Below are 15,165 nucleotides of genomic sequence, written 5' to 3' on the forward strand. Positions count from 1 at the left end.
TCTGGTACGCCCGCCGAGTCACCGCGAACCGTTAAGTCGTGACTGCCGGGCGCAGCTCGGGAATCGTCCCGCGGACCGACGGCCGCATCAGCCACGCGGCGGCGGCGATGAGCAGCACCCAGCTGAGGATCTCGCCCGCCAGTTGATTGACGGGACTCTGCGGCACCGACTGCAGCAGATAGACCCGGACGCTGTTGATCGCGCCGTGGGCCAGCACCGCCGGCCAGACCGAGCCGGAGCGCAGTCGCAGCGCGAACAGCAACGGCGCCCAGGCCCCCATGCCCAGGAAGTAGATCAACTTCTCGCCCACGGTCTCGTCGGTCAGGGTCCCGAGGACCGGCAGGTGCCAGATCATCCACACCGGGATGAAGATCAACGAGAGGCGCCAGAACCCCCAGTGCGCGGCGCGGTCGACCAACCAGCCGCGCCAGCCGAACTCCTCACCGATCGCGAACACGGACTGCATCGCGAACACCAGAACCAAGATCGGCAGCAGGCTGACGATCTGGTCGACCGGCGTGAACCGCGACACCCCGGTGGCCAGACCGAAGATCAACTGGGCAGCCGCGGCCGCGGTGATGATCCCGACCCCGATCGAGCCCCAGCGCAGGACTCCGGCCCGCCGGACGGCGAACACGTCCCGGAACCTGCCGGGTCGGAGAATCCGGAACATGATCAACGCGACGACGAGCGGCGTGTACTGCAGCACCGGCACCACGAGGTTGAGCAGGTCGGCCGGGATCAGCCCGATGATCATCGGGATCCCGAGGACGTTCGTCAGGACGACGGTCAGCCCGAGGTACGCCGCGACCTCGGTCCACCGTGCCCGGCCTCCCGACCGCGTCAAGCCGTCACTCGCCGTACTCGCCACCTCGCCCGCATCGGCCTCTGCCATGACGCAACCGTAGAGCCCGCACCGGATCCGCCGCGAGTGATCTCCGACACCGCATGCAGCGCGTCCCGGGACCGGCTCACCGGCACGCTGTCATGGCCGCTCAGGTTCAGGCGGGTGCTTCCTGGAGGGCACGGACCTCGACCCGGCTGCGCAGCGCCTTCGAGGCCTGCTTGGTCCATTCGAGCGCCACGTCGTCATTCTCGGCTTCGATGATCCAGAAGCCGCCGAGGTATTCCTTGGCCTCGACGAACGGGCCCGGTGTGACGACCGGGCTGTCCCCGGAATAGTCCACCGTGGTCGCGGTCGACGGCGGCTGCAGGCCGCCGGCGGTGACGAACGCCCCCGCCTCCTCCAGCGCGGTGTTGAACGCACCGACCGCCGCGAACACCTCCTGCAGCTCCGCGGGGTCCATCTCGGCCATCGTCGGCTCCTCGGCGGAGTCGTGCGGCAGGCTCAGGAAGTACTTCGTCATGATCGTCTCCTTGTTTCCAACGGCTGTGAGCTTCGCGTCCGTTCGACGCGACCTCCGATGCCGGAAACGTTAGGCGGGGAAGGATCGGTGTCGCATCGGTCATCGTTACTGGTGTCCGACGGCCGATGACCGACCTCGACTCACATCAGACCGGTCAGTTCGGCGCGGCCGGTGACGCCGAGCTTCGGGTACGCCTTGTAGAGGTGGTGGCCGACCGTCCGTGGGCTCAGGAACAGCTGCGCGGCGATCTCCTTGTTGGTCCGACCGGCCGCGGCCAGCCGGACGACCTGCAGCTCCTGCGCGGTCAGCAGGTCGAGCGGTCCGTTGCTCACCGTCTCGCCGTCCCGCTGACCGAAGGCGGCCAGCTCACCGCGTGTCCGCCCGGCCCACAGCTTCGCGCCGAGCCGGTCGAACGCCGACGCGGCCGCCGCCAGTTGGGCCTTCGCTTCGGTACGGCGACGACGGCGGCGCAGCCACTCGCCGTAGACCAACTGGGTCCGGGCGCGGTCGTACGGACCGCCGCTTCGCTCATGGATCCGCGACGCCTCGGCATACAGGGGCCAGGCGTGCTCGTCGTCGGCCAGTAGAGCCCGGCAGCGCAGGAGCAGGGCCGTGGCGACGGGCCGGTCGACGTGTTCCGCCCAGAGGCGCAGCCGCGCCATGGCTTCCTCGGCATGATCGGGCCGACCGCTGCGTACGGCAGCCTCCACCAGGTCCGGCAGCGCCCTGACCAGGAACGGGTCCTGGCCGCCGGGGCTGCGCGAGACGCGCTCGAGCCGTTCGAGAGCCTCCGAGAACCGCCGCGCGGAGAGATCGAGCAGGCCGAGACCCCACTCGGCGATCGCGGCATTGACCCGGTGCCGGCTGCGGGCGGCCGGCCGGACCTGCTCCGCGAGCCCACGGCACTCCTCCTCGTCACCGGCCACGGCGTACAGCCACACCTCGAGCGACCGATGCGCCAGGCGCTCGGTCACGTTGCCGAGCTCGTCGCTCACCGACGCCCCCTCGGCAACGCAGGCGCGGGCGTCGGTGAACTCGCCGCGGAACAGCCGGGCCACGGCGAGCAGATTCAAGGTGTACGGAATCCAGGCGGCCGCGCCGGTCGCACGCACCTCGGCGAGCAGGTCCTCGACCTGACCGACGACCAGCTCGTCGTCGGCGATCATGAGCCCGCCGATGCCGGCGGTGATCCGCCACATCAGGTCGTGCGTGCCACCGTGAGCCGCCGGATAGAGCTCTCGGATCCGGTCGGCGGCCAACCGCGGCCGGCCGTCGTACAGCTCCACCCAGCCGAGCAGGGCCGCAACAACCGGAGCCCAACCCGGCGGAGCGGCGAACTCGCGCATCAACTCCGCCGCCCGCTGCAGCAGATCGTGGGCCGCCCCGTGCCGGGCGGCGTGCGCGGCCTCGTAGAGATTGAGTGCGGCCCGTTCCGGATCGGTGTCGCGCACCAGCGCCGCGGCCTCGAGCGTCAGCTCCGCGTCGACCCGGGGATCGGTGCGCTCGTACTCCACGGCGCCGCGGGTGTAGCTGGCCGCCGCTCGCACGCCGGGATCGGTGGTGAGGGCCAGGGCCTCGGCCGCCAGCCGGGCGGCGAGGTCGGCTCGGCCGGCATCGAACGCGGCCTGGCTGGCCCGAGCGAGCCGGCTGGCCTTGAGTTCCCGGTCGGCACTGAGCCGCCCGGCCCGGTCGTACGCGGCGGAGACCGCGATCGCGCCGCCCCGGTGCAGGGCCCGTTCCGCCACCCGTTCGAGTTCGACCGCCACCGCCTCGTCAGGGGAGGTCGTGGCAGCAGCCAGATGCCAGGCGCGGCGGTCGGCATCGGCGTCGGCGCGCAACCCCTCGGCATAGGCGCGGTGCACCTCGAGCCGCCGGTGCAGCGGTGCATCCTGGTACGCGGCCGCCCGGAGCAGCGGGTGCCGGAACGTGATCCTGCCGTTGATCTTGATCATCCGGTTGCGTTCGGCGGGCGCCAGGTCGTCGGCGGCACCGCCGAGTGCCTCGATCACGTACAAGATCGTTGCGAGCGGCGCGGCGGTGTCCGTTGCGGCCACCAGCAGGGCGCGTTGGGTGGGTTCGGGCAGTTCGACGATCTGGCGACGGAACGCGTCCTGGACCCGGCGGGGCACCGGCAGCGGACCGACCTGCTCGACCGGGTCGGAGGCGTCGACGGCATCCGCGGCCAGGCGCGACGACCCGAACTCGATGATCGCCAGCGGATTGCCGCCCGCCTCGGCGAGCACCCGGCTCCGCACCGGTTCGACGAGGCCCGGCGCATGATCATCGAGCAAGCGGGCGGCGTCGGGCGCGGTGAGACCGGACAGCTCCACGACCTCGACACCGGCGGTTTCCCACGGCATCGGCGTCTCGCGCAGCGCGAACAGCAGCGCGATCGGGTCGGCCACGAAGCGGCGGGCCGCGAACAGCAGCGCCTCCGCCGAACCCTGGTCGAGCCATTGCAGGTCGTCGATCACGCACAGCAGCGGGGCGTCCTCGGCCACCTCGGCGAGCAACGACAAGGTCCCGGCGGCGATCAGGAAGCGGTTGGCGTCTTCGCCGTCGGCCAGCCCGAAGGCGCAGCGCAGCGCCGCCGCCTGGGGCGCGGGTAGAGCATCCAGCCGGTCGAAGTGAGGGAACAGGAGCTGGTGCAGACCGCCGTACGCCAGCTCGGTGTCGGACTCGACACCGGTCGCCCGGACCACCCGCAGGCCACCGGCTCCGGCGAGCGACACCGCGTGGTCGAGCAGGGCCGATTTCCCCATCCCGGCCGTACCACGCAGGGCGAGCGCACCGCTGCGTCCCTCGCGTGCGTCCGTCAGCAGGCGCTCCACCCGCGACTGCTCCGGCCCCCGTCCCACCAGCGACATGCGGTCACAGTAGACGACCCGGTCTAAGGTCGGGCCGGTGAGAATCGGTCTCGGTCACGACATCCACCGGCTCGTCCCGGGCCGCCCGCTGGTGCTCGGCGGCGTACCGATCGAGGCGGAGGTGGGCTTCGACACCCATTCCGACGGCGATGTGCTGTGCCATGCCCTGGTGGACGCGCTGGCCGGGGCGCTCGCCGACGGCGACCTCGGCACCCACTACCCGGAGGACGATCCGGCCGCCGACGACGCGCGCAGTCTGGACTTCGTGATCGAGTTCGCCGAGCGGGTGGCCGCCGCCGGCTACCGTGTCGAGTCGGTGGACAGTTTCGTTGTGCTGGGTACGATCCGGCTCCGACCGTACCTGGATCGGATGAAGATCAACATCGCCGGCGCGCTGAGGCTGGACCCGGACCGGGTCTCGGTGAAGGCGCGGTCCAACGACGGGATCGGTCCGGAAGGCGAGGGTACGGCAGTCGGCGCGTCAGCCGTGGTGCTGCTCCGGGAACCGGCCGATCCCGGCTGATTTGCCCACCTGCAAGGGATGTGAAAATCTGGGATTGCCTGACTGGCACCGGACGAGGTGCGTCGTACCCGGCCAGCGACAAGACGACGCAAGAAAGCCTGTCATGTCATGGATCATCTTGATCATATCGGGAGTTCTCGAAGCCGTCTGGGCGACCGCCCTCGGTAAGTCGGAGGGCTTCACCAAGCCCGGCCCGACGATCACGTTCGTGATCGGCCTGCTGCTGTCGATGGCCGGCCTCGCCTATGCGATGCGGGACCTGCCGACCGGCACCGCCTACGCGGTCTGGGTCGGCATCGGCGCCTCGCTCACCGTCGCCTACGCCATGATCACCGGTGCCGAGCCGTTCTCGGTGCTGAAGTTGATCTTCATCCTGGGCATCGTGGGCTGCGTGATCGGGCTCAAGCTGCTGCACTGAGCCTCGGAACGCGCGGCGTCAGCCGTGGGTGATGTAGGCCTCCAGTTGCTCGGTGCTGTCCTGCAGCTCCCGCATCCGTACCTTCACCACGTCGCCGATGCTGACGATCCCCACCAGCCGGCCGTCCTGGACCACCGGCAGGTGGCGGATCCGGCGGTCGGTCATCACGGCGTTCAGCCGGTCCACCGCGTCGTCCGGCGCGCAGGTGGCGACATCGGTCGACATGATCTCGGCGACCGGGCGCTCCAGCAGCCCGCCGCCGACGTCGTGCAACCGCCGGACCACATCCCGCTCGGACACGATGCCGGCGATGCCGTCCGGTGCCAGCACCACCATGGCCCCGATGTTGTGCTCGGCCAGCCGAGCGAGCAGTTCGGCCACGGTCGCGGACGGACCGATCGTGGCGACCGCGGATCCCTTGCCGCGCAGGATGTCGGATACGCGCATGTCAACTCCTCGATGTGAGCCGTGTCACACACAGGTTACGGCGTCCGGCCCGCCGGCGAAACCCCTTCCGGCGACTCCTCGGCCTCCCCGAGCAGAGCCGCCGAGACGGCCGCGACCAGGCACAACGGCAGCGGGACCAGCCACAGCAGCGGGCCGTAGAGGGTGGCCGAGAGCCATTGCCCCACCACAGCGACGGCCAGGGTGCCGAGCGGCGGCAGCGGCTGCCGGGCCGTGGCGGCGAGCGCCGCCGGCCAGATCCGCCGCAACCGCGCCTCCGGGTGGCGGAGGCTCAACGGCAGTGCGGTGATCAGGGTCAGCGCACTGATCAGGACAGCCGCGCCGCAGAGTCCGTACGGGATGACGACCAGCGGCTGCTCGGTCACCCGCCAGACCTCCCCGGCCGCCATCAACAGGCCCAGGAAGCCGACCGGGACGGCGGTCACGGCGACCCCGCGGCGGGCCGTGGCCAGCGTCGGCCGGAACGAACCGACGATCGTGACGTCGCGGCCGGCGACGGTCCGGACCGCCGTATGGGTCAGCAGGCTCGCCGGCGGCGCGACCAGCAGCAGGATCCCGGCCAGGGTGAGCGGTGTCAGCCCCGGCGTCAGGACCGCCAGCAGCGCCAACCCGGTCCCGACCAGGGCCGTGCCGACCGCGAGCGCGGGCAGGTTCCGCCAGCCCTGGAACACGGCTCGCCGCAGCAGCACGAGCGCCCGCGCGTCCCGGTCGATCATGAACTCAGCCGCGCAGCCCGACCGTGGCGATCGAGGAGACGAACTTGTTCTGGAAGATCACGAAGAAGATCAGCACCGGCAGTGTGACCAGTGTGATCGCGGCGAAGACCACCGCCGCCGAGACGCCGCCGCGGACGTCGGAGAGCAGCACCAGGCCGACCGGCAGCGTCATGTTCTCGGGCGAGGAGAGGAAGATCAGCGCGCCGAAGAAGTTGTTCCAGGACGCCTCGAACGCCAGGATCGCGAGTGCCGCGATCGCCGGCGCGGACAGCGGGACGATCATCCGGAACAGGATCCACAGGTGCCCGGCGCCGTCCACCCGGGCCGCCTCGTCCAGTTCCCGCGGGATCGAGTTGAAGTACTGCCGCAGGAAGAAGATCTGGAACACGTTGATCAAGGTCGGCAGCCAGAGAGCGGCGATGTCGTCCACCAGCGCCAGCCCGCGCATCAGCACGAACACCGGGATGATCGTCAGCTGAACCGGCACCATCAGGGCACTGAGCAGGACGATCATCAGCCCCCGGCTGCCGCGGAACGGGAGCCGGGAGAAGCCGTACGCGGCGAGCACCGAGAACAGCAGGGACAGGGAAATGCTGGCCGCCGCGACCAGGATCGAGTTCAGCGCCATCCGGCCGAGCGGCACCAGGTCGTCGATCGCCGCGTAGTTGGCGGTGGAGAACGGGACCGGCAGCCAGTTCGGCGGCACCGTGAACGCGTACGACGGTTCGGTCAGACTGGTCACGACGAGCCAGATCAGCGGTGCGATCATGATCAGCCCGATCACGACCAGGACCGCGCTGCCGACGGCCCGGGCGAACTTGCGGCGGCTCATGATTCATACACCCATCGCCGGGAGAGCCAGAACTGGAGCGCGGTGACCACCATGATCACCACGAAGACGACCAGGGCGATCGCCGAGGCGTAGCCGACCTGGAACGCCTGGAAGCCCTGCTCGTAGAGGTACATCACGATCGACTTGGTCGAGTTGTCCGGGCCGCCGTTGGTGATGATCTTCATCGGGTCGAAGATCTGGAACGCGCCGATGAACGTGATCACGGTCGCGAAGAACAGGGTCGGTGACATCATCGGTACGGTGACGTTCCAGAACACCTGCCAGCGGGTGGCGCCGTCCACCCGGGCCGCCTCGGTCAACTGCGGCGGTACGGTCTGCAGGCCGGCCAGCATGATCACGAACGTGTAGCCGATGGTGTGCCAGAAGTCGATCCCGATGATCCCCGGCAGCGCCCAGGCCGGATCGACGAACCACAGGGGCGGCGTGATGCCCACCTGCTTCAGGTAGTACGAGACGAAGCCGAACTCCGGGTCGAGCACGTACCGCCAGAGCAGGGAGACCGCGGCCCAGGAGATCAGGAACGGGAAGAAGATCGCGGTCCGGAAGAAGCCGGAGACGATCCGGTTCATCTGCCGGTTCGCCAGCAGGGCCAGCAGCAAACCGCCGACCACATGGGTCACGACCGACGCGAACGCGAACGCGAACGTGGTCCCGAACACCTTGCCGATCATGGGATCCGCGACCAGCTGGGCGTAGTTGTCGACGCCGGCGAACCGGGCCGGGGTGATCAGATCCCAGTGCAGGAAGCTGTAGCCGATCGCGACCAGGAACGGACCGGCGACGAAGATCAGGAACCAGAGCAGCGCCGGGCTGACGAAGACCCAGCCGAGCCAGCGCTGGCGATGCCCGGTCACAGCAGGCCTCGCAACCGCTCGTTGGCGTTGCGCAGGCCGTCGACGACCTCGCGATTGCCGGTGATCACGCTGAGCCAGGCCTCCTCGATGATCGTCTGCGCCTCCGGCCCGCGGTCCGGCGACGGGATCGGCGTCGCGTACTCCATCGAGTCGAAGAACAGCCGGCTCCCCTCCGGGGCGTTGTCCAGGAACTCGGCGCTGGTGGCTCCGGACCGGCGCGGCGGCACGCTGGTACCGGTGGCGAAGAACGAGTTGTTCTGCCGGGAGACGAGGAACTTGAGGAACGTCCAGGCCTCCTCCTTCTTCCGCGACTCCTTCAAGATCGGAAAGGCGTTCCAGCCGACCGGCGTCCCGCGGCCGACCTTGATCGGCCAGGGCACCACCCGGAGCCGGTCGATCAACTTCAGGTCCTGCAGCTGCCCGAGCACCCACCGACCCGCCGGCAGGCAGCCCAGCTTGCCCCGGGCCAGCTGCGTCGGCGCGTCGAATTCCCCACCTGGCTTGGGACTCAGGCCCTCGTCGACCAGGCTCTTGGCGAACCGGGCCGCCTCGATCGCGGGCTCGCTGTCGAACGTCGGCTCGGTCCAGTCCGCGTTGAAGGTCGAGCCGCCGTTGGTGGTCAGCCAGGGCATCACGCAGACGAAGTAGGCCTCGTCGACCGGCACCAGGAACGCACCGGCCTTGTCCCGCAGCGCCTGCCCGGCCGCCCGGAACTCGGCCCAGGTCCAGTCCTCCTCCGGCGGTTCGACGCCGGCCTTGCGGAACGTGTCGACGTTGACGTACAGGGCCATCGTGTTGAACCCGCCCGGCAGGAAGTACGTCGTCGTACCGGCCGCGGAGCCGTACCGCAGGTTGTAGTCGCGCAAGGTCGGGTTGAGGTCGGCGAAGAAGTCGTCCAGTTCCGCCTTGTCCCGTTGGAGGTAGGGATCGAGCGGCTCGAGCAGGCCCTTGCTGGAGAAGATCCGCTGGCCCTCGGTGGCGATGTCGACGATGTCCGGCGACAGGCCGCCCGCGATCCGGGTGGTGATTGCGTTGGCGAATCCGGCCCAGTTGTCGGCCGGCACGTTGGACGCCTTGAGCTTGATCTCCGGATGCAGCTGATTGAAGTCCGCGAACAGCTTCTGGTAGCGCGGCAGCGACTGCGCGTCGCCGTAATACATGAACTTGACCTCGTCGCCGCCCGGGCCGCCGGGCGAGCAGCCGGCCAGTCCGGCACCGGCCGCCGTGCCCCCGAGCAGGCCCAGGGCCCGACGGCGAGTCAGGGTCGTGCGACTCGCGCCCGGCGAGGACACCGCAGACCACCCCTTCGGAACACTCGCTGGTCCTTGATCAACTTCAGCCATCGAAGCAGCTGAAATCGATTTCGTCAAGGTTCCTTCCGGCTCGGCTCACATTTCGGGGTACGCCGGCGTCTACCGGGTATGGATCTCCAACTGAACGACAAGATCATCATCGTCACCGGCGCCTCGAAGGGCATCGGTCTGGCCACCGCACGCCGCTTCGCCGCCGAGGGCGCCCGGGTGGTGGCCGTCTCCCGGAACCCGAACTCCGAACTGGCGGAGCTGGGCCCGCGGGTCCAGCACGTGGCCGTCGACCTGGCGTCGGCGGACGGGCCCGCCGAGCTGGTCGAGGCCGTCGTCCGGGAGCACGGCCGGATCGACGCGGTGATCAACAACGCCGGTGGGCCGCCGCCCGGCACCCGGATGCCGGTGTTCGGCTTCCTGGGCCGGACCGACCGGGACTGGCAGTCCATGATCGACTTCAACCTGCTGTCCGTGGTCCGGCTCTGCCGCGCCGCGATCCCGGTCATGATCGACAACGGCGGCGGCGCGATCGTCAACGTGAGCTCGACGCACGCCGTCGTTCCGTCGGCGGTCAACGTCGACTACGGCGCCGCCAAGGCCGCGCTGCGCAACCTGACCCAGGCCTTGGCCGAGGAGTTCGGGCCGCAGGGCATCCGGGTCAACACGGTGACGCCGGGTCCGGTGCTGACCCCGTGGTGGACCGATCCGGGTGGCGCCGCCGACGTCCTGGCGGAGCAGACCGGGAAAACCCGCGATGCCGTGATCACCGAGCTGGCGCCGGAACTGATGTCGCTCACCACCGGCCGGCTGGCTCACCCCGAGGAGATCGCCGACGCGATCGCCCTGCTCGCCTCGCCCCGCTCCGGCAGCACGATCGGTGCCGAACTGGTGATCGACGGCGGCCTGGTGAAGACCGTCTGACCCGGGGCCCGTCGGTTTTTCACGTCCCGTGAAAAACTGGCGCTTTGCCACAGAAACTTCTCTGGTAAAGCGCCAGGAAATGTGGTGAAGTCAGGCGCTTTCCCTGATCACCACGACACCGCCGGCCGGGACGTTGACGGTGCCGGTGTGCGCCTGGCCGGTGAGCAGGTCGGTGCCGGTCGCGGTGAGGGTGCGCGGCGCGTCGTCGTGGTTGATCCCGAACAGGTAGCCCTGCTCGCCCTGCCGGCGGCGGACCAGTTGGAGTCCGTCGTCGGCGCGGGCGACCACCGGAACGTCGGCCCGGGCGAGCAGGTCGTCGACGAGGGCCTGAAGATCATCGTCGGTCGGGCGGGCGGCCAGATAGTTCGCGGCGCCGGCGCCGAGCTCCCGTCGGGTGTACGCGGCCGTACCGGACAACGGGCCGTCGGTGTAGTGCGCGACCCCGGTCGCCGTGGTCGGCTGCAGCAGCTCGGTCCACGATCCGGCCGTCCAGCCGTTGTCCAGGACGTGCGTTTCGCCTTCCAGCAAGGGAAAGAACTCCTCGCCGCGGATGCCGAGCAGGTCCCGGTAGGCGCCCGGGTAGCCACCGGTGATCACCCGGCCGGTCTGATCCGCGACGCCGGAGAAGTACGTGATCAGGACCTCCGCGCCGGACTCGACGGCGGCGGTGAGCCGCTCCGCCAGGCCGTCGTAGGCGAGGTGCAGCATCGGCAGGATGATCAAGCGGTAGCCGTCCAGCGAGGCGTCCGGCCGGAGCACGTCGACCACCCGGTGCCGGCGGGTGCAGGCCCGGTGCAGCACCGACGGCAGGTCGAGCGGATCGAGCTCGACGGTCGGCTTGCCCCAGGACTTCAGCGCCCACTGCGATGCGTAGTCCATGATCATCGCGATCCCGGCCGGTTCCACCGTGCTGCCGCGCAGCTCGCCCAGCGATCGCAGGTGATCACCGAGCCGGACCACCTCGCGCCACACCTTGGTGTCCGTGCCGGCGTGCGGCAGCATCGCCGAGTGGTATTGCTCGGCGCCGGCCGTCGACTGCCGCCACTGGAAGAACATCGCGCCGTCCGCGCCGCGGGCGACATGGGTCAGGCTGTCCCGGATCAGCTCGCCCGGCGCCTTGGCCCGGTTCCGCGGCTGCCAGTTCACCGCGCTGGTGGAATGCTCCATCAGCAGCCACGGCCGGCCCCGGCTGACCCCGCGGGCCTGGTCGGCCGACAGCGCCAGCGACCAGTGCCGGTGCGGATCGTCGGCCGTCGTGTAGTGGTCGTTCGCGACCAGGTCCACCTCGTCCGCCCACGCCGCGTAGTCGACCGGCGCCAACGTCGGCTTCACCATGAAGTTCGTCGTGATCGGGACGTCCGGCGTCAGCCGGCGCAACAGTCCGCGCTCGAATCGGAAATGATCAAGGAGGACGTCCGAGGAGAAGCGGTGGTAGTCCAGCACGAGAGCGGGGTTGTGGTTGCCGCTGATCGCCCGCGGCGGCGGTACGTCGGCGAACTGCAGGTAGTGGTGGCCCCAGAACGCCGTGCCCCAGGCCTGGTTGAGAGCGTCGATGTTGCCGTAGCGCTGCTCCAGCCAGTGTCCGAACGCGGCCGCGCAGGCATCGCAGTAGCAGCGACCGTTCTCGTTGCCGATCTCGTTGCTGACGTGCCACAACCGCAGCGCCGGATGATCACCGTACCGGTGCGCCAGCGCCTCGACGATCTTGCCGGCCCGCTCCCGGAAGATCACCGAACTCGGGCACCAGCCGAGGCGCGCGCCGGGTCCGTTGCGGCGCCCGTTCGCGTCCACCGTGAGGATCTCCGGGTGCCGGCGCAGCAGCCACGGCGGCGGTCCGGCAGTGGGCGTCGCCAGCGCCGCGCCGATGCCGGCTCCGGCCAGGCCGTCCAGCACCCGGTCCAGCCAGCCGAACTCGAAGCTGTCCTGGTCGACCTCGATCAGGCTCCAGGCGAAGATGCCGACGCTGACCACGGAGACGCCGGCCTCGGCCATCAGCCGCAGGTCCTCGGCCCACACGTCCTCGGGCCACTGTTCCGGGTTGTAGTCGCCGCCGTAGCCGATCCCGTCAGCCAGCCAGCGGAACGTCCGCGGCGCGGCCAGGTCCGCCGCCCGGCTGCTGAACTCCGGCGGGACGGTCACCGGGCCCCGTCGATCCACTGCCAGGTGGCGGGCAGCGCCTCGGCCAGCGGAGCCAGGTCCGGATGCCACTTCCGTTCCCATTCCAGCGACTGCGCCCAGGCCGGGTCGATCACGGCCATCAGGTCGGCCATCGGGTAGTCCCCGGTGCCCGGGAACACGGGCCGGAACTCCTGCCGCGAATCCGTGTCCTTCACTTGTACGTAAGCGATCCAGGGCCGCAGCAGCTCGATCGTCTCGGCCGGGGTCTCGCCGGCCCGCCAGGAGTGTGCGGCGTCCCAGATCACCCGTACCGGATGATCACCGAGCCGGTCGTCGACCGCCCGCAACAGCCGGGCCAGCCGGGCGCCCGCCGAGTGCGAGTCGTGCAGTTCGACGAAGATCGACACACCGAGCTCCCGGGCCAGCGCGGCCGCCGGCTCGAGCCGGTCCAGCGCGGCCAGCTCTCCCTCGGTCAGATCCGCACCGCCCTCCCGGTCCGGGTCGCCGGGGAACACCCGTACCCCGTCGGCACCGAGATCGGCGGCCAGCCGGAGGTGCGCCGCAAGATCATCCTCGACGTCCTCCTGCCCGCAGATCCGGACGTAGGAGGCCACGCACAGCACGTGCAGCCCGGCCGCCGCCAGCTCGCTCCGCATCGCTGCACGGTGATCATCGTCGAGCCCGGTATGGACGACTTCGTCGATCGCGGACCGCAACTCGACCCCGGTACACCCCGACTCCGTCGCCAGCGTGATCACCTCCGGCAGGGTCGCTCCGGAACACCCAAGCGTCGAGAACGCACGCATCGCCATGATCGGTGATCCTAAACTGCCGAGTGTTCCGGTCTGGATTCGGGCCGGTTCGCCACGGCTGGCACAATCGGTACGTGACCGAGCCGAGCGAAACCGACGTCCTCGTCGTCGGCGCCGGTCCGGCCGGCTCGGCGGCAGCCGCCTGGGCGGCCCGTCAGGGGCTCGAGGTGGTGCTCGCCGATGCGGCGGTTTTCCCACGTGACAAGGCCTGCGGCGACGGTCTGACGCCGCGCGCGATGGCCGAACTGGACAAGCTGGGCCTGGGCGACTGGGCCCGCGGCCACGTGACCAACCGGGGGCTGCGGGCACACGGTTTCGGACAGGTGCTGGAGCTGCCGTGGCCCGGCGGTTCGCTGCCCGGCTTCGGGTCGGCGGTGGCCCGGACCGAGCTGGACGCACGGATCCGGCAGACCGCCCTGGAGGCCGGCGCGGTCCCCGTCGACGGTGCCCGCGCGGTCGACGTCAGCCGGAACGGCGACCGGGTATCGGACGTGATCTTCACCAGGGCCGACCAGACGACCTGGACGATCCGCTGCCGCCGGCTGGTCGTCGCGGACGGCGTCCGGTCGCCGTTGGGCCGGGTGCTCGGCCGGACCTGGCACCGCGAGACCGCGTACGGTGTCGCCGGTCGCAGCTACGTGGACAGCGGCCGCGACGACGACTGGATCTCCTCGCACCTCGAGCTCCGCGGCGAACGCGGCGAACTGCTCTCCGGCTACGGCTGGATCTTCCCGCTCGGCGGCGGCCGGGTGAACCTCGGCGTCGGCACCCTGGCCACCGCGAAGCACCCGGCCAACCTCCAGCTCCGGCCGCTGATGGAGTTCTACGCGCGGCAGCGGCGCGACGAGTGGCAGCTGGGCAACCGGCTGGCCGAGCCGAGGTCGGCGATGCTCCCGATGGGCGGCGCGGTGTCCGGCGTCGCGGGCGCGAACTGGGCCCTGATCGGCGACGCCGCCGCCTGCGTCAACCCGCTGAACGGTGAGGGCATCGACTACGGGCTCGAGACCGGACGCCTGGTCGCCGACCTGCTGGCCGCCGAAACTGATCTTGCCGAGGCCTGGCCGGCGTTGCTCCGTGATCATTACGGGAAGCCGTTCTCGATCGCCCGCCGGCTGGCCGGCCTGATCACCGTACCCGGCCTGCTGGCCCGGCTCGGCCCGATCGGGATGCGGTCCCGATTCCTGATGACGATTGCACTCCGGGTGATGGGGAATCTGATCACCGACGAAGATCACGACCTGGTCGCCCGGCTCTGGCGGCAGGCCGGCCGGCTGTCCTCCCGGCTCGACCCGCGGCCTCCCTTCGCGCCGGCCTGAGCCGGCGCTCGTCAACTCAGGGCCACCAGGCCTGAGGGAGTTGCTTCCTGATCGTTCGGTCCTTAGTGATCAACGGCATAGCCGTTGCGGCAGCGTGCGCGGAGATCAGCCGATCGAACGGATCCCGGGTCCAGTTAAGCGTCGCCGCGACATCACAGATGAGGGCGGCCGGCGGATCGCTGACGATCATCTCCAGCTTGGGCACGAGCTGACCGATCACGGTCTTCCCCGGGACCTCGATCCTCCCGACCTCGTGGAGATACTGGAGTTCCAGCCCGACAAACGGCGAGAGGACGAGCACGTCGGATTCGAGCCGGCGCCGGACCTTGGCCGGAAGCAGCCGTTCGGGATCTTCGTAGAGCCACACCACGACATGCGTGTCGAGCAGCGTCACGGTCGCCACTCCGCCGACCAGTCGACATGCACCAGCTCCTCGGGATCGCCGTTGATGGTGCCAGGATGGGGCACGAGTCGCGACAGCTTGCTCACATCATCGGCGACGACGATCCGCAGTCGCCGGCCACCTCGCTCGATCTCGAGCGGCATTCCGGTGTCCAGGACCTCATCGAGCAGCCGGTAGACGTTCTGCCGGAGTTCCGATGCACTGACGGCCATGATGACCTCCTCACGT

16 protein-coding genes and 1 riboswitch are annotated in these 15,165 nt (G+C 70.0%); of the genes, 4 read left to right on the forward strand and 12 right to left on the reverse strand.

What is annotated here, in order from left to right; genetic code table 11:
• Positions 1 to 31 precede the first annotated feature (31 nt).
• The 3 genes from BKA15_RS09670 to BKA15_RS09680 form a co-directional block, all read right to left on the reverse strand.
• On the reverse strand, positions 32 to 895 hold the full coding sequence (locus BKA15_RS09670) for a CPBP family intramembrane glutamic endopeptidase (protein ID WP_179750237.1): 864 nt from the start codon (positions 893 to 895) through the stop codon (positions 32 to 34).
• 106 nt (positions 896 to 1,001) lie between these two features.
• Positions 1,002 to 1,367, reverse strand: a complete 366-nt coding sequence (locus BKA15_RS09675) for a YciI family protein (RefSeq protein WP_179750239.1) — start codon at positions 1,365 to 1,367, stop codon at positions 1,002 to 1,004.
• Between the two features lie 140 nt (positions 1,368 to 1,507).
• Positions 1,508 to 4,234: an ATP-binding protein gene (locus BKA15_RS09680; protein ID WP_179750241.1), complete on the reverse strand. Its 2,727-nt coding sequence runs from the start codon at positions 4,232 to 4,234 to the stop codon at positions 1,508 to 1,510.
• 37 nt (positions 4,235 to 4,271) lie between these two features.
• On the opposite strand from BKA15_RS09680, the gene ispF reads away from it, so the two are divergent.
• Positions 4,272 to 4,757 (forward strand): 2-C-methyl-D-erythritol 2,4-cyclodiphosphate synthase, encoded by a 486-nt coding sequence (ispF, locus tag BKA15_RS09685; protein ID WP_179750243.1) that lies wholly within the window; start codon positions 4,272 to 4,274, stop codon positions 4,755 to 4,757.
• A gap of 31 nt (positions 4,758 to 4,788) precedes the next feature.
• Positions 4,789 to 4,850: riboswitch (guanidine-III (ykkC-III) riboswitch) on the forward strand.
• A gap of 10 nt (positions 4,851 to 4,860) precedes the next feature.
• Positions 4,861 to 5,175 (forward strand): DMT family transporter, encoded by a 315-nt coding sequence (locus tag BKA15_RS09690; RefSeq protein WP_179750245.1) that lies wholly within the window; start codon positions 4,861 to 4,863, stop codon positions 5,173 to 5,175.
• Positions 5,176 to 5,193: 18 nt separating this feature from the next.
• On the opposite strand, the gene BKA15_RS09695 is transcribed toward BKA15_RS09690, so the two are convergent.
• The 5 genes from BKA15_RS09695 to BKA15_RS09715 are packed head-to-tail and all read right to left on the reverse strand — an operon-like array spanning position 5,194 to position 9,355.
• Positions 5,194 to 5,622 carry a CBS domain-containing protein gene (locus BKA15_RS09695; protein ID WP_179750247.1) on the reverse strand — a complete coding sequence of 143 codons (429 nt, stop codon included), beginning with the start codon at positions 5,620 to 5,622 and terminating at the stop codon, positions 5,194 to 5,196.
• A 35-nt stretch (positions 5,623 to 5,657) separates the two neighbouring features.
• Positions 5,658 to 6,356: a hypothetical protein gene (locus BKA15_RS09700; protein WP_179750249.1), complete on the reverse strand. Its 699-nt coding sequence runs from the start codon at positions 6,354 to 6,356 to the stop codon at positions 5,658 to 5,660.
• Positions 6,357 to 6,360: 4 nt separating this feature from the next.
• On the reverse strand, positions 6,361 to 7,188 hold the full coding sequence (locus tag BKA15_RS09705) for a carbohydrate ABC transporter permease (protein WP_179750251.1): 828 nt from the start codon (positions 7,186 to 7,188) through the stop codon (positions 6,361 to 6,363).
• Positions 7,185 to 8,063: a carbohydrate ABC transporter permease gene (locus BKA15_RS09710; RefSeq protein ID WP_179750253.1), complete on the reverse strand. Its 879-nt coding sequence runs from the start codon at positions 8,061 to 8,063 to the stop codon at positions 7,185 to 7,187. Before BKA15_RS09710 ends, BKA15_RS09705 begins: the two co-directional genes overlap by 4 nt.
• Positions 8,060 to 9,355: an ABC transporter substrate-binding protein gene (locus BKA15_RS09715; protein ID WP_312878911.1), complete on the reverse strand. Its 1,296-nt coding sequence runs from the start codon at positions 9,353 to 9,355 to the stop codon at positions 8,060 to 8,062. The genes BKA15_RS09710 and BKA15_RS09715 overlap by 4 nt, the downstream gene beginning before the upstream one ends.
• Before the next feature lie 129 nt (positions 9,356 to 9,484).
• Between BKA15_RS09715 and BKA15_RS09720 the strand changes: the two genes are divergently transcribed.
• Positions 9,485 to 10,288: an SDR family NAD(P)-dependent oxidoreductase gene (locus BKA15_RS09720; RefSeq protein WP_179750257.1), complete on the forward strand. Its 804-nt coding sequence runs from the start codon at positions 9,485 to 9,487 to the stop codon at positions 10,286 to 10,288.
• A gap of 90 nt (positions 10,289 to 10,378) precedes the next feature.
• Here the strand turns inward: BKA15_RS09720 and BKA15_RS09725 are convergent, their stop codons facing one another.
• Positions 10,379 to 12,427 (reverse strand): beta-galactosidase, encoded by a 2,049-nt coding sequence (locus BKA15_RS09725; RefSeq protein WP_218871173.1) that lies wholly within the window; start codon positions 12,425 to 12,427, stop codon positions 10,379 to 10,381.
• Positions 12,424 to 13,218, reverse strand: coding sequence for a sugar phosphate isomerase/epimerase family protein (locus tag BKA15_RS09730; protein ID WP_179750261.1), 795 nt, complete (start codon positions 13,216 to 13,218; stop codon positions 12,424 to 12,426). The genes BKA15_RS09725 and BKA15_RS09730 overlap by 4 nt, the downstream gene beginning before the upstream one ends.
• Before the next feature lie 74 nt (positions 13,219 to 13,292).
• Here BKA15_RS09730 and BKA15_RS09735 point away from each other — a divergent pair, with 74 nt between their 5' ends.
• Positions 13,293 to 14,534 carry a geranylgeranyl reductase family protein gene (locus BKA15_RS09735; protein WP_179750264.1) on the forward strand — a complete coding sequence of 414 codons (1,242 nt, stop codon included), beginning with the start codon at positions 13,293 to 13,295 and terminating at the stop codon, positions 14,532 to 14,534.
• A 16-nt stretch (positions 14,535 to 14,550) separates the two neighbouring features.
• Here BKA15_RS09735 and BKA15_RS09740 read toward each other — a convergent pair whose 3' ends face one another.
• Both BKA15_RS09740 and BKA15_RS09745 read right to left on the reverse strand, forming a co-directional pair.
• Entirely contained in the window at positions 14,551 to 14,928 is a 378-nt protein-coding gene (locus tag BKA15_RS09740; RefSeq protein WP_179750266.1) for a type II toxin-antitoxin system VapC family toxin, read from the reverse strand.
• Complete coding sequence (locus BKA15_RS09745; protein ID WP_179750268.1) at positions 14,925 to 15,149, reverse strand: type II toxin-antitoxin system Phd/YefM family antitoxin; 225 nt, start codon at positions 15,147 to 15,149, stop codon at positions 14,925 to 14,927. The genes BKA15_RS09740 and BKA15_RS09745 overlap by 4 nt, the downstream gene beginning before the upstream one ends.
• Positions 15,150 to 15,165 lie beyond the last annotated feature (16 nt).

Origin of the sequence: Microlunatus parietis (genome assembly GCF_013407955.1) — a bacterium.
Lineage (GTDB): Bacteria > Actinomycetota > Actinomycetes > Propionibacteriales > Propionibacteriaceae > Microlunatus > Microlunatus parietis.